At 43.0% G+C, this 14,265-nt stretch carries 15 protein-coding genes; 13 read left to right on the top strand and 2 right to left on the bottom strand.

The genetic code is table 11. From position 1 onward, the window contains the following. A partial coding sequence (locus FC14_RS00715) for an RNA-guided endonuclease TnpB family protein (protein WP_156655707.1) occupies window positions 1–414 on the top strand: 414 nt, incomplete at its 5' end. Window positions 415–583: 169 nt separating this feature from the next. Next, entirely contained in the window at window positions 584–823 is a 240-nt protein-coding gene (locus FC14_RS00710; RefSeq protein ID WP_056975741.1) for a hypothetical protein, read from the top strand. Window positions 824–872: 49 nt separating this feature from the next. Here the strand turns inward: FC14_RS00710 and FC14_RS00705 are convergent, their stop codons facing one another. Then, the gene (locus FC14_RS00705) at window positions 873–1,841 is read right to left on the bottom strand and encodes an LCP family glycopolymer transferase (protein WP_056975739.1); all 969 of its coding nucleotides are present in this window, start codon (window positions 1,839–1,841) and stop codon (window positions 873–875) included. A gap of 194 nt (window positions 1,842–2,035) precedes the next feature. On the opposite strand from FC14_RS00705, the gene FC14_RS00700 reads away from it, so the two are divergent. The 5 genes from FC14_RS00700 to FC14_RS00685 all read left to right on the top strand — a co-directional run bounded on the left by FC14_RS00700 (window position 2,036) and on the right by FC14_RS00685 (window position 5,996). After that, the gene (locus FC14_RS00700) at window positions 2,036–2,767 is read left to right on the top strand and encodes a TerC family protein (protein ID WP_056975737.1); all 732 of its coding nucleotides are present in this window, start codon (window positions 2,036–2,038) and stop codon (window positions 2,765–2,767) included. 346 nt (window positions 2,768–3,113) lie between these two features. Next, window positions 3,114–3,254 carry a hypothetical protein gene (locus tag FC14_RS10735; protein ID WP_169790253.1) on the top strand — a complete coding sequence of 47 codons (141 nt, stop codon included), beginning with the start codon at window positions 3,114–3,116 and terminating at the stop codon, window positions 3,252–3,254. Between the two features lie 235 nt (window positions 3,255–3,489). Then, window positions 3,490–4,170, top strand: coding sequence for a type 1 glutamine amidotransferase (locus FC14_RS00695; RefSeq protein WP_050611586.1), 681 nt, complete (start codon window positions 3,490–3,492; stop codon window positions 4,168–4,170). 14 nt (window positions 4,171–4,184) lie between these two features. Then, window positions 4,185–5,246, top strand: coding sequence for a DNA/RNA non-specific endonuclease (locus FC14_RS00690; RefSeq protein ID WP_056975735.1), 1,062 nt, complete (start codon window positions 4,185–4,187; stop codon window positions 5,244–5,246). A 12-nt stretch (window positions 5,247–5,258) separates the two neighbouring features. Next, a complete protein-coding gene (locus FC14_RS00685) occupies window positions 5,259–5,996 on the top strand; it encodes a L,D-transpeptidase (protein WP_056975733.1) in 738 nt (245 codons plus the stop codon). A gap of 58 nt (window positions 5,997–6,054) precedes the next feature. Here FC14_RS00685 and FC14_RS00680 read toward each other — a convergent pair whose 3' ends face one another. After that, complete coding sequence (locus FC14_RS00680; RefSeq protein ID WP_056975731.1) at window positions 6,055–6,675, bottom strand: L,D-transpeptidase; 621 nt, start codon at window positions 6,673–6,675, stop codon at window positions 6,055–6,057. Window positions 6,676–6,835: 160 nt separating this feature from the next. On the opposite strand from FC14_RS00680, the gene FC14_RS00675 reads away from it, so the two are divergent. The 6 genes from FC14_RS00675 to FC14_RS00650 all read left to right on the top strand — a co-directional run bounded on the left by FC14_RS00675 (window position 6,836) and on the right by FC14_RS00650 (window position 13,929). Continuing rightward, window positions 6,836–8,257, top strand: coding sequence for a C69 family dipeptidase (locus FC14_RS00675; RefSeq protein WP_056975729.1), 1,422 nt, complete (start codon window positions 6,836–6,838; stop codon window positions 8,255–8,257). Window positions 8,258–8,294: 37 nt separating this feature from the next. After that, window positions 8,295–8,783 carry a hypothetical protein gene (locus tag FC14_RS00670; RefSeq protein WP_056975727.1) on the top strand — a complete coding sequence of 163 codons (489 nt, stop codon included), beginning with the start codon at window positions 8,295–8,297 and terminating at the stop codon, window positions 8,781–8,783. A 96-nt stretch (window positions 8,784–8,879) separates the two neighbouring features. Continuing rightward, entirely contained in the window at window positions 8,880–9,434 is a 555-nt protein-coding gene (locus tag FC14_RS00665; protein ID WP_050611580.1) for an ECF-type riboflavin transporter substrate-binding protein, read from the top strand. Window positions 9,435–9,437: 3 nt separating this feature from the next. Next, window positions 9,438–11,150: an ABC transporter ATP-binding protein gene (locus FC14_RS00660; RefSeq protein ID WP_056975725.1), complete on the top strand. Its 1,713-nt coding sequence runs from the start codon at window positions 9,438–9,440 to the stop codon at window positions 11,148–11,150. Continuing rightward, the gene (locus FC14_RS00655) at window positions 11,143–11,973 is read left to right on the top strand and encodes an energy-coupling factor transporter transmembrane component T family protein (RefSeq protein ID WP_056975723.1); all 831 of its coding nucleotides are present in this window, start codon (window positions 11,143–11,145) and stop codon (window positions 11,971–11,973) included. The genes FC14_RS00660 and FC14_RS00655 overlap by 8 nt, the downstream gene beginning before the upstream one ends. Before the next feature lie 177 nt (window positions 11,974–12,150). After that, a complete protein-coding gene (locus FC14_RS00650) occupies window positions 12,151–13,929 on the top strand; it encodes an oleate hydratase (protein ID WP_056975721.1) in 1,779 nt (592 codons plus the stop codon). Window positions 13,930–14,265 lie beyond the last annotated feature (336 nt).

Below are 14,265 nucleotides of genomic sequence, written 5' to 3'. Positions count from 1 at the left end.
GATGTTAATCATCGGCTGTCTAAGACACTGGTCCAAAAATTTGGTTCCAACACCTTATTTGTCTTAGAAGATTTAACAGGTGTTTCTTTTGAACGCACTGATTTACCTAAAGCTTTACGTAATCAAAATAAATCTTGGGCTTTTTACCAATTAGCACAATTCTTGACTTACAAAGCGCACTTAAATAGTAGTGAAGTGATTGAAGTTTCAGCTCAATATACTTCCCAACGTTGTCCTAAATGCGGAACGATTAAAAAATCTAACCGGAATCACGATTTACATGAATATCACTGCTCTAATTGTGGTTATCGCTCTAATGATGACCGCTTAGGTGCAATGAATATCCAATTATTGGGTACGCAATATATTAGTGGGCAAGAACAACCTAAATTTGAATTAACGACTAACGCGTAAACGTGTTAGTTAAGTGGGTGCTGTCAACCACCCAATGATGTAGCCACGTATAGTGTGGAAGCAATTAATTGCGTTATGACCACTGACCGTAAGGTCGTGAGCTACAAGCCTCTCACTTTAGTGAGGGGTAGTTGACCAAAATGATAATAATGTTAATGCAGACGTGGTTATGGGCAACCTCAATTTGTATGTGGATGAAAATGCCAGCAAGCCGATTACCTTAAACCTAGATGTGATTATGGGTAACGTAACGGTTTATGTACCTGCTAGCTGGCAGGTAGCTACGCAAACGGCCAACATTATGGGGGCTACGAAAATTCCGGTGGAAATGACCGACTATGCTGCCCAGCCAGACTTAATCATCAAAGGCGATGCGGTGCTGGGTTCAATTATCGTTAAACAAGTCTAACAAATAAGGCAGTGACTTTCATTGTGAGAAGTCACTGCCTATTTAATTATTATTTGATTTTCAAAGTGTCCTTAAGTTCCGTTTGAACTTTGTTTAGACTAGCTTGGGAAACCACTTCGTAAGAAACACCGTCAATCATCTTGCCCGTCCCTTGGAGTTGGACTTGTTGGATGTTATCATCAGCGCCTTTATATTCAGTTACTAATGACTTAATTTCGCTAAAGGTTAAATCAGTTGTCATGTTAGCTGAGACGGCGTTTAAGATTTGCTTGTACTTAGACAAATTATCAATAGTAGCTAATTTATGAACAAGTGCGATAGTAACTACTCGTTGTCGTAGTTGCCGACCATAATCGCCCCGGGGATCTTCATACCGCATCCGGGTATACGCCAAGATGTTGTTCTTATCAATCGTAACCTTACCCTTCTTGAAGTGGTAACCAAGGTTGGTGAAGTCGAGGTCGTTGTCAACTGTAATTGGACCAACGGCTTCTGATAACTGAACTAAGCCCCGCATGTTAAGTTTAATATAGTGGTCGATAGGGACATCAAGGTAATTTTGCAAGGTATTAATTGCCCCGGAGACGCCACCGTAAGCGTAAGCGGCATTAATCTTATTGTTTTCACCGTGACCGGAGATAGCAACCTTGGTATCACGGGGAATGGAAACCAAGCTGGTCTTATCTTTAGAAACGGCAGCTACCATGATGGTATCAGAACGTCCTTGGTAAGTCCGCCCGTATTCACCAGTATCGACCCCGAGGATTAAGACGGAGAAAGGATCGCCGGCAGTCACATCAGCGGCTGCTCCCTTGCGGATATCTTTATGTTTAACTTGTTTATATGTACTTTGAATGGCTGATTTAGTATCGGTGTAAATCTTGATGGCACCGGCTGCCCCAATGATGATGACAAAAGCTAAAATCCCTAATACCCATTTCATGAGTCGGCGACGCTTCTTGTTTCTGTGGTGGTGATGGTGCTTATGCGTCCGCAACTCATCTGTGTCATGTTTCATAAAAAACAACTCCTATAATTAAATCGTGTAAACACAAGTAATAGTATAGCACATTCACAGTAGGAATGTATGCGCTACATATTAAGAATCGGCTATCTTTTCTAAAATTTTAAGTAGTAGAAATTTTATTTTTATAATGCGGATGTGCTAAAATTAAGAGGGAAAAATTCAATTTGAAGGAGCAGATAAGTTAATTGTCACTTTTACAAAATTTATACGGACCATTTTTTGAATTGGAAAATTGGAAAACGGTTATTACTTCGGGCCAAGACTGGATGATTATCCTGTCCTTAGTTTTAATCGAGTGCTTGCTTTCGGTTGATAATGCGATTGTCTTAGCAGCTCAAACCCAAAAGCTACCTGACAAGGTCCAGCAGGAAAAATCCTTGTTTTACGGCTTGTGGGGCGCCTATATCTTCCGCTTCCTTTTAATCGGGGTAGGGACCTATTTGATTCACTTTTGGGAAATCAAGGTGATTGGGGCAGGGTACTTGATGTATCTGGCACTAAGTCACTTCTACCATATGGCTCACCCAGTCGCTAAGCAGAAAAAGAAGAAGGAAAAGAAGCGAATTTTACCCCTCTTTTGGTCGGTAGTTGTTTCGATTGAGGCGATGGACATTGTCTTTTCAATCGATTCAATCTTAGCCTCCCTGGCAATTTCAACTAACCCGGTGATTGTTTTAATCGGGGGCCTAATTGGAATTTTAGCGATGCGGGGGATTGCGGAGGTAATCATGAAGTTGATGGATATTGTGCCTGAATTAGAAGTGACGGCTTACTTCTTAATTGCCTTAATTGCCATCAAACTCTTCTTAACAATTCCGATGATTGAGATTGAAATTCCGGCGGCTATCTTTGGAGCGTTGGTGTTAATTTCTCTAGTCGCAACGGTAGTGGTGCACCAGTTCAGACACCAAAAGTAAACGAATTTTAAAGAAAGTTTGTTTTTTTATCAAGTTATCTTAAAAGGACTACTAATTGCCAATTAATTGGGTATAATTTAGGGGACTTGAGAGTAAACGAGGTAAAGAAAATGGAATTTTTAAAGGGTTTAGTTTGGGGATTGTTGTTTTCAGCCCTAGCATGGACGGTGTTAGTTGTTAGCGTCGTTCAATTATACTGGTTATTTTAGAAAAAAGTTAACGTTGGTCCGCTCTTGTTGCGGGCCTTTTTTGGTTAAACAGGCTAATTTACAGAAAAGCCTTGAAAAAGCTTGAAAAATTGTATAAAATGAGAAGATGCATGGATAGACGAAGGGAGGTTTAACACATGTCACAAAACACACACGTTGGGGTAGCTAACGATCGTCGTCCTGTTAACTCCAAGAACATTAAGAAGCGTCGCGCTCAACACCAAGCTGTTTTAAACTTCTTGAAGGAACGCGAAGAAGCTGAAAAAGAATCTAAATAAGGGCAAAGCGTGCTAGCCACGTGGAGCTCGACTCTAGTTTAGGTGAGCTGCTTAACTCGAGTAAGTAGTTAAAACTAGGGACTTGTTCAATTAATTGAAGATTAAATAGCTCCACATGGGCCCTCTTTGGTGCACATGTGGATTTATTTTTGTTTAAAAGTTGGCTAGCACTAACTTATCCAGCCTTTCTAGGGTATAATTAAGTAAAATGCCTTGAAAGGAAGGTAATTTAATTATGCGGATTAATGTAATTCAACATACTCCTAACGAGGGACCGGGAGCGATTGCTGATTGGGCCCACGAACACGGGCATCAACTCTATATTTACCATCCCGTTCATTTTGACTGTGGTTTACCCACTGCGGCCGAAACCGACCTTTTGGTTATTTTAGGTGGACCAATGAGTGTCAACGACAAGGATGAGTGGATTTTAGAAGAACGAGCCCTAATCGCTAAGATGATGGAAGTTCATAAACCGGTCTTTGGTGTTTGTTTTGGGATGCAACAAATCGCCATTACGATTGGGGGCGAAGTGTCCAGTGGGCCTAAAGAGGCTGGCTGGGGGATGGTGGAAAAGACCAGCAACGTCATTCCAGAAATTCCCGTGGCTTTGACGGCACTTCACTGGCATGCTGAGCAATGTCATTTTCCGCCTTACATCGCTCGGGAAATAACGACCCTATTTAGCAGTGAGTACACTGAAAATCAAGGAATTTTGGTGGGAGATAATGTGATTGGCTTGCAATTTCACTTCGAAACCTTGGCGGATAATGTCAGAGAAATTGTCATCAACGATAAGGATTATCTCCGGGGGTCAGAATTTAAGCAGTACCCAGACGAAGTGATGGCCTACCCGGTTCCGCCTGCTAATAAGCAAACATTATTTAAATTGTTGGATTTTATTACGCATAAGTAGAAAGGATGGTTTATGTGGGAATCAAGGATGATTCTTTTAACCAGCTATTAGAAGAGGAAAAGAAATTGCAGGCACAAATAGATGCCTTACAAAAACAATTAATCGAAAATGAACGGCAAAAGCAAGCGGCGATAGATGCCTTATTACGTAAGGAAGTGCTGAATTTGTTAGGCTTTAAGCCAACGGATTTAAAGCAACCAGCCGATGTCACCAAGGTTACGGATAAATTGAGTCAGTTGCTAGCAACTAAGAAGAAGGCAGAAAGCAACCGGCGGCAAGAAGGTCAAACCGGCAACTATGTGATTCGCGAAAATAAGGCTAAGAATCGCTTCCAACAAGCTAATTCCAACCAGGTATTACGCTTAAATGCACCTAAGAAGGTGGAGAATCCTACACCTAACGCGCGGACGGTCACCAATTTAGACGAAGCTTTATACGAAAATATTCCGACTGATGATATTAACCGGGCCCGGAATTCTTTAACCGAAGGTATTCAAAAGAGCTATAAACTAGCTACGGCTAGCTTGGAATTCGACACGGAACGAAACGTCTTTGTGGTTAATGATAACAAGACCCGCCTGGGCTTTACGCAACCACGGACGCAAAAGATTCCGACGTTAAGGGTTGATGGACGGGGTCGTCCTACCAAGGCAAGCATGTGGATTGTTAAGGCTAACTTGCCAAGGTTAAGCAATAAAGAAGCAATTAAAACTGATCCAGTTGGCTTTGCTGAAGGCTTTACCCGGGGACACTTGATTGCGCGGAGTCTGTTCGATGACCGGGTATTCAAGACTAAAAACACTAAGCGGACAAACCTAACTCCCCAAACCCAGTGGTCTAACGGGGTATTGCAAGCTGAGATTGAAAAGGAAGTTTTAGAGGCAGTCAAGAGCCATGACAATGTCCGCTACCAAGTAGAACCCCTTTACCATAGTAGCGGGGAGGTTATTCCGCGTTGCTACCATATTCAAGCCCGGAGTCGGGATGGTAAATTTAAGCTGAATGTCATCGTGCCTAACGTTGAACCAGGCTTTAAGATTAACTACGCTACCGGGACAATGACCCCGGCAGATTAAGTGAGGTAAGTGATGAAAAAAGGAAACCTAATTCAGTGGGTGGTGGCAGTATGCCTAGTATTAGTGACGGCTTACACCGCGGTTCATGTCCACCATGCTAACCAGAAGAATGCTATTAAAATGGCTAAGCAAGCCAAACTGGATAAAAAGGCCGCTAAACGGGAGAAACAATTATTAAAAAAGATTAAGCGCCACGAACGCAAACCGCTTAGTTATGAACTCTCGTCGCTGACGATGCCTTACCCTAACGTTAGGGCTAAACAATATCATAACACTAAAAAACACCCTTACAGGTTATGGGTTGAAGTCTCCTTAGCTAAGCAACGTGTCTACATTAAGTCTGGGCGCTACACACTTTATACAATGAATGCTTCGGCTGCGAAGAACTATGACAAGGGTCAAAAAGAGTATCAAAAAACACCGTTAGGTTTATTTAAGCTCGATAAGAACCGGGGGCAAGCTTACTTCGACGCTACCAGGGGTTATGGAGCTAAGAGTTGGGTCAGTTTTACTGACGGGGGCTTGCACCGCTTCGAGTCGGTACCTGTCAATAAGGACGGCCAGGTAATTAAAGCAAGCGCTAAGCAACTAGGTCAAAAGGTAACTAAAAAGCACAATGTTAAGGCTTACGGGTCAATCCGTTTGTCGTTAGCTGATGCCCAGTGGTTTGCTGAAAACATGCCGGCCAAAACGCCAATCTTTATCCACCAAGACCCTAAGAACCATTTTCCAGATGATTACGAAGAGTAGGCTATAAAAAAGGCTAAGCTATTGAAAGGTAATTTGTACTTTCAATAGCTTAGCTTTTTTAATCAGTAATAACGACCTTAGTACCCTGGGGAACATTTTGATTAATCCACTTAGCATCGGCAACTGAGAGCCTAATGCAGCCGTGGGAAGCCGGTTTTTTACCCAGCTTTTTGGCTTCTGTCACCTTGTAGTTTCCGTTGGCATCGGTGGGAACCGTGTGGAAGAGGTACTCGCCGTGGTTTAACCAGGAAGTCCAGTAGTTAGCCCCCTCGCTGAGGGTGGGATTATAAAAGCTATCCCCGCGTTCGGCTTGAATGTAGTAAGTCCCGGTTGGGGTGGTAGACTTCTTTTTGCCGTCGGCTTGCCGTTCGTATTCACCGGCGGAAGCATACATGGTGTAGACCACCTTTTTGCCATCCATTAGGTAGACCCGGTTCTTGGAAATAACCACCTTAATCCAAAAATCATTCAGTTGCTTTAAATTAGGGTAGGCCACGGTTTCAGAAGGTAAGCGCCAGTTAATCGGGGTCCGCATAACCGTTTTTTTAGGGCTAACCTTAGACTGGGCGCGACTAGATAAGGTAGTTGCCTGATTTAGCTTGACCTGATGATGGTAGTAGTAAGTAGCTCCTCCTATGAAGAGCAATACTAGTAAGATTAATTTAAAAAATTTACGCATAAAAGTCCCTCTAATGCTTGATTTGCCTTTATTATAGGAAGTTAACCTGGTGGGTGCAAGCTTTGCGACTTAAGTCTTACACAATCTTAATTAACTTGTCTTGTTGAAGGATGAGAGTACAATAAAATTGTATTTATAAAAGATATTGGGGGCGTCCATGATGATGGAACAAGCATGTACAACAATTTTAGTCGGCAAGAAGGCGACGATTGATGGCTCAACGATGATTGCGCGCAATGACGATACCTTTTTACCCCTAACACCGCAAAGGTTTATTATGCAACCTGCTGTGAAGAACCGCAAGGAAACTTGGGTTTCAAATAAAAATGGCTTTAGCGCACCTTTGCCTGCTAAAGGCTACCGGACCACGATGACACCTAATGCCGACGTAGCCAAAAACGGGGTCTTTGGTGAAAGCTCAATCAATGAAAAAAACGTGGCCATGTCGGCGACGGAATCTGTTTACGGTAACCCGGCTGCGCTAGCTCACGATCCGTGGGTAGAAAATGGACTAGCAGAAGACTCAATCCAAGACATGGTTGCACCCTACATTGATTCGGCCCGAGACGGGGTTGAGTATTTAGGAAAGTTAATCAAGCAGTATGGTTCTCCCGAAGGTAACGGGGTCTTATTTAGCGATAAAGATGAAGTGTGGTACATGGAAATTGTTACCGGCCACCACTGGGCTGCTACCAGGATTCCTGACGATTCCTACGCTATCTGTGCTAACCAGGTTGCGCAAGACTACATTGATTTTAAGGACTCTAAAAATTATTTATGGTCAGATGGACTAGAAGAATTTGTTGCTAAGTACCACCTAAATCCTAATCCTCACGGTAAGTTTAACTTTAGGAAAATTTTTGGGACCGATAACGAAAAGGACCGGCATTACAATACGCCCCGCGTGTGGTATGGGCAAAAGTTATTTAACCCGGAAGTTAGCCAAGAGCCCGAGTCAAGTGACCTACCATTTTTGCGAAAGGCCAACCGGCTTTTGAGCGTTGCAGATCTGCAGGCGGTTTTAAGTTCACATTACAATGAAACGCCCTTTGATCCGTTAGGTCATGGAAGCGAGGAGGATAAGCGGAGATACCGGCCGATTTCTTTAAACCGGACGCAAAACTCCCATGTGTTACAAATCAGAAACGATGTACCTGAAAAACAAGCGGCTTTAATGTGGATTTGCTTTGGGGTGCCAACGTTTACACCTTACCTGCCATTTTATACCAACGCTAATGATACCGACCCATCTTGGGCTAACACCCCACTCAAATTCGATATGACTAGTGCTTACTGGATGTACCGGGCTCTCTCGATGTTAACCGAATCGCACTACTCAAACTTTATCCAAGCCAACCGCGACTACCTAACGGCTGCCCGCCAAGCGCAACTGGCTCACCTAGAAGCAACTGATAAGGTGGCTAAGAAACTAGAAGGCAAAGCTTTAACCGACTATTTGACCAAGCAAAACCATAAGTTAGTAGCGGATATGAGGAAACGGACGGAAGAACAGATTGCTAGTTGCATTACTGAAGGGCTAACCTTGTCTAAGCTCACTTTCAATATGGACATTAACCTTTAATTTCGTGTAAAATGGCTGACAGAAGGATGTGGACATATTGAAGATAAGAGTTAAAGATTTTTTAGCAGCTGGAGAGGCGCAGACTTTTGCTAGCCAAGAATTTAGTGCTGACTTAAAGCAAGTTCAAGCTGACCTAAAACAAGCCTTGGGGCAAGTGGTTACGGCCTTTTTGGAAGAAGTGGCTGACCATCCCCAAAACTTAGCCCAGGTAAGTTTAACTATTAAGGGTGATAGTGACTTCAAGTTGTTTTTAGAAACCGGGATTATTAACTTGGCTTTCAGAGATATTAAGCGGGTGGATAATTTCTTTAGTGACGAGGAGGCAGAAGTTCCTCTCAACGTGTATCTAAGTTTTGAAGCGCCGGGCTTGAATGCGTCTGGTTACCGGATTGATGAAATTACGGACTTGGCCAGCGCCCAAGCTAAACCGGCTAAGTTTTTAGGCCTAGTGGTGGCTCAGTTTGAAAGTTACCTGGCAATGCTAGCTGCTAGTGAGCAAGAAAACACAACGGAAAATGAAAATTAGTGAAAAGCAAGCGGATTTATTAAGTAGTCCCGCTTGCTTTTTTAGTTGATTTTTTGCAAAATGAAGGAAGACTAATGCTAAGAGAGGAGTTTTTTTATGAAAAAGAATGGTTTTTCTGTGAAAACAGTAGTTGCAATTGGAATTGGGGCGGCCGTGTTTGTGATTTTAGGCCGGTTCGTGTCGATTCCAACCGGAGTAGCTAACACAAGTATCGAAACAACCTATCCCTTTTTAGCCTTGATGGCCTCCTTATATGGGCCGGTTGCCGGTTTTTTGATTGGGTTAATCGGACATACGATTAAGGATGCGACTGCGTATGGGAGTCCATGGTGGTCATGGGTTATTTGTTCTGGCATCATCGGTTTAATCTTTGGGCTAGTAGGTTCAAGGTTTGACCTCAAGCACGGTGAATTTAAGTTAAAGCAAATTTTAAGTTTTAACCTGGTTCAAGTAGTGGCCAACTACCTAGTATGGGCCCTAGTTGCTCCATCGCTTGATATCTTGATTTACTCTGAACCAGCTAATAAAGTTTATCTGCAAGGGATTGTGTCTGCGACTGCCAACGCTATTTCCGTTGCGATTTTAGGAACCCTCTTGCTCAAAGCTTATGCAGCCACTCGGACTAAGAAAGGATCACTAAGAAAAGACTAAGCTATGACAGATGCAATTATTGACTTTAAAGACTTCTCTTTCCGCTATGAAAGTCAAGCCCACCCAACTTTAAAAAATATTAATTTGCAGATTTATCCTGGCGAAAAAATTTGTATCTGTGGTCCGTCTGGGAGTGGTAAGTCAACCCTACTGCAATGCTTAAACGGTCTAATTCCCAACCAGTATGAAGGTGAAATCAAGGGGCAGGCATTAGTAGCAGGAAAGGATATTACTAAGACGACTATGTTTGACCTCTCCTTTGAAACGGGCACGGTTTTGCAAGATACTGACAGTCAGTTTATTGGCTTGACCGTGGCAGAAGACATTGCTTTTGCCCTGGAAAATGATGGGGTAGCTAAAAGCGAGATGCAAAAACGAGTAGCTAAGTGGGCTAAGCGGGTCAACTTAGCTAGTCACCTTAACTACCGGCCCCAAGAATTATCAGGGGGTCAAAAACAAAGGGTGTCTTTAGCTGGGGTGTTAATTGATGAAAGTCCCTTACTTTTGTTTGATGAACCCCTCGCTAATTTGGATCCAGCCAGTGGCCAAGCGACGATTGATTTAATCGACGACTTGCACCGTCAGGAAGACGTAACGGTTGTAATCGTAGAGCACCGCTTAGAGGAAGTTTTGACTAAGCCAGTTGACCGGGTAATTGTGATTAACGATGGGCAAATTGTTGCTGATTTGCCGCCGGCAGAGTTATTACGGTCTGACTTGCTGATGAACAGTGGTATTAGGGAGCCTCTTTACGTGACCGCGCTCAAATACGCTGGCGTTGATTTGAATGAGGTTAAGGGCATAGAGTCAATGGCTAGTCTTTGCTTGACGGATGAGCAAGCCCAACAGTTGGCTGACTGGCAAGCCCAGCAGCCAGCTGAGACTACTCAAAAGCAAGCCCAACCGCTACTAGAAGTAGCCGACCTTTCTTATCAATATCTGCCCCAAAATCCACCGGCCCTAAAGAAAATTTCCGCCCAAATTAAGCAGGGGGAAATGCTAGCGGTGGTGGGTCGCAATGGAGCCGGCAAGTCGACCTTATTTAAGGCCTTGTGTGGCTTTATTACCCCAAGCGGCCGCATTAGTTGGCGGGGGCAGGACCTACAAGCTGAGTCTATTAAGGAGCGGGCTGATAAGATTGGCTATGTTATGCAAAGTCCTAACCAAATGATTTCTAAGACGATGATTTTTGATGAAGTGGCTTTAGGATTACGGTTACGGCAGGTGGAAGAAGCAGAGGTTAAAAGGCGAGTGCTGGCTGTTTTGAAGGTCTGCGGCCTATATGAATTTCGCAACTGGCCGGTAGCCGCTTTGAGCTTCGGGCAAAAAAAACGGGTGTCGATTGCTTCCATCTTAGTCTTAGAGCCCGAACTGTTAATTTTAGATGAACCTACGGCTGGCCAAGATTTTCGCAATTATACTGAGATGATGAAGTTTATTACCGCCTTAAATCAAGCCGGTCAAACAATCGTAATGATTACCCACGACATGCACTTGATGCTAGAGTACGCCAAGCGAGCCTTGGTCTTTAGCGAAGGACAGTTATTAGCTGATTTAAGTCCGGCAGAACTTTTGACTAACCAGTCCTTGATTAAGCAGGCTGCCTTAAAGGAAACAAGCTTGTATCAACTAGCTAAACTAGCTGGATTACCAGCTGAGACTGATTTTGTGGCTAATTTCATTAACTATGAAGAAAGGAAGCGACGTGATGAATGAGCATCAAATTTTAGGATACATTCCGAAGCAAACCGTTATTCATAGTTTTAATGCGACGGCCAAGTTATTCTTTGTCTTAGCCGTTTCCTTTGCATGTATGACTACTTATGATACCCGCTTTTTATTGGTAGTGGGAATCTGTTCAACTTTTATCTTTAAGTTAGCTGATCTTAAGTGGAATCAGATTTCCTTTGTGATTAAGTTCGTCTGCTTTTTTTCAGTCCTAAACATCTTAGCGGTCTTTGTTTTTCAGCCAACCTATGGCCAAGAACTTTATGGGGCTAAGCAGGTTTTAATTTCAGCCGGTTATTTTACTTTGACTAGCCAAGAGCTGTTTTACCTAGCTAACGTGGCCTTAAAGTACTTTTGCACGATTCCCTTGACCTTAGGCTTTATTTTGACAACTAATCCCAGTGCCTTTGCAGCTAGTTTATCTAAGCTAAAGGTGAGCTATAAGGTTAGCTACGCCGTTTCGCTAGCCTTGCGCTATATTCCTGATATTCAAGCGGACTACTTTGCCATTTCACAAGCCCAACAGGCCCGGGGCTTTGAAATGTCTAAGAAGGGTAAGTTCTTTAACAGGATGAAAGGGGCCTTACAAATTGTCTTGCCCCTAGTCTTTTCAAGCTTAGAGCGCATCGAAACAATTAGTACCGCCATGGAATTAAGGCGTTTTGGGGCTAAAAAGAAACGGACCTGGTATGTGGCTGAACCGTTTAGGACGCGGGACTATTTATTAGTAGTTAGTGGCCTAGTTTTATTCATAATCAGTTTGATTCTCTTTAAAATTAACGGGGGACGCTTTTATAACCCTTTTAAATAATGATGATAAGCTAGCCTGGCTTTTTGCGGGCTAGCTTTTTTTAAAAATCGGTCAAAAGCTTAAGACTGTTGTAAATTAGTGAATTTAAATTGACTAACGTAAGCGCTAACACTAGAATGGAGGTAGATTATGAAACGACTGTCGCATTAGATAGTTGTTTAGGAAGGGGACTTTCTTATGTATTATTCAAATGGTAATTACGAGGGTCATGCACGCCCTAAGAAACCAGCAGGAGTAGAGAAGAAGCGGGCCTACATTGTCGGCGGGGGCTTAGCCGGTTTGTCTGCAGCCGTCTTTTTGGTGCGGGATGCACAGATGCCTGGAGAAAATATTCACATTTTGGAAGAATTGCCGGTAGCCGGTGGCTCCTTAGACGGGGCCTTGAAGCCGGGATTAGGTTACGTTGTCCGGGGTGGTCGTGAAATGGAAGATCACTTTGAATGTATGTGGGATATGTATAGTTCCATTCCGTCGCTAGAAATCCCTGGTGCTTCCTACTTAGATGAATATTATTGGTTAGATAAAGACGACCCTAACAGTTCTAACTGTCGCTTAATTTACAACCGGGGTAACCAAGTTCCAAGTGACGGTCAGTATCAATTAGGTAAGCTATCCAATGAATTAGTAAAGCTAGTCTTGACTCCGGAAGATGATTTAGAAGGAAAGACTATTGAAGACTGGTTTTCTGCCGACTTCTTTGAAACTAACTTTTGGACTTACTGGGCAACCATGTTTGCCTTTGAAAAGTGGCACTCTTTGATTGAAATGCGGCGCTATATGATGCGCTTTATCCACCATATCGATGGTTTGCCAGACTTTACGGCCTTAAAGTTCAACAAGTATAACCAATACGAATCAATGACTAAGCCACTCTTGGCCTACCTTAAGGACCATAAAGTTCAGTTTGACTATGATTGCCAGGTGGATAATGTTGTGGTTGATACAGCCGAAGGACAAAAACACGCCAAGGAGCTGCAGCTAACCAAGGCTGGGAAGAGTGAAGCGATTAGTTTAACCGATGATGACATTGTCTTTGTAACCAATGGGTCAATTACAGAAAGCTCAACTTATGGAAGCCATGAGACTCCCGCTCCACCAACCCATGAGTTAGGTGGCTCCTGGCGTTTATGGCAAAACTTAGCTAAGCAATCCCCTGACTTTGGTAATCCAGATGTCTTCTGTCAAAATCTACCAGAGAGAAGTTGGTTTGTTTCTGCCACGGCTACAATTAGGAATCCCCAAATTGAGCCTTACATTGAACGGCTAACCAAACGCGACCTCCATGCCCATAAGGTTAACACTGGGGGAATTATCACGGTCACGGACTCTAACTGGATGCTGTCTTGGACAATCCACCGCCAACCACATTTTAAGGGCCAAAAGGAAAATGAGATTGTCGTTTGGATTTACGGGCTGTATTCAGACACTAAGGGAAACTATATTAATAAGAAAATCACCGAGTGTTCTGGAAAAGAGATTACAGAAGAGTGGCTCTATCATTTAGGGGTACCGGAAAGTCTAATTGCTAGCTACGCCAAGGAAGAGTCAATCCAAACCGTTCCTGTTTACATGCCATTTATTACCAGTTACTTCATGCTTAGAAAGAAAGGCGACCGGCCGGCAGTTGTTCCAGAAGGATCTGCTAACCTGGCCTTTATTGGGAACTTTGCTGAGTCTCCAAGCCGGGATACGGTCTTTACGACTGAATATTCTGTCAGAACGGCGATGGAGGCAGTTTACAGCTTGCTAAATGTTGACCGGGGTGTGCCGGAAGTCTTCAATTCAATCTATGATATTCGTGAGTTGATGCGGGCAATGTACTATATGAACGACAAGCGAGGCCTAGCAGAAATGGACCTAGCCTTGCCGGTGCCTAAGCCGGTTAAGAAGGCCTTGCTAAAGAAATTAGAAAAGACTTGGTTAGGCGAGCTTATGCGCCAAGAACATTTACTTTAAGTTGAGAGGCTAATAATTCCGCAAGCACGGTTAAGACGCGTGCTTGCGGAATTTTTTTTGAAAAAACACCGGGTGTCAAGCAATTTTTTGACTTTAAATTATAATTCGATTAGCTTGACACCTAAAAGAGTTACTAAATTGTGCGAAATTTATTTCCGCAGGTATGTTAACTTATTAAATTGAAAAAAGCTTAGATAATTATTGATATATTGGGAGGTTGGCCGGGGATTTAGAATGAGACAAAGTAACAAGAATAATGTTAGCTTGCCGTAATTAAATTCACAAATGTGATTAGTGTAATTTTTTATAACATGATAGAATGATTAAAAAATAAGA

Origin of the sequence: Ligilactobacillus agilis DSM 20509 (assembly GCF_001436215.1) — a bacterium.
GTDB lineage: Bacteria > Bacillota > Bacilli > Lactobacillales > Lactobacillaceae > Ligilactobacillus > Ligilactobacillus agilis.
The sequence above is the reverse complement of the archived record's forward strand: the minus strand, read 5'-3'. Positions and strand labels throughout refer to the sequence as shown.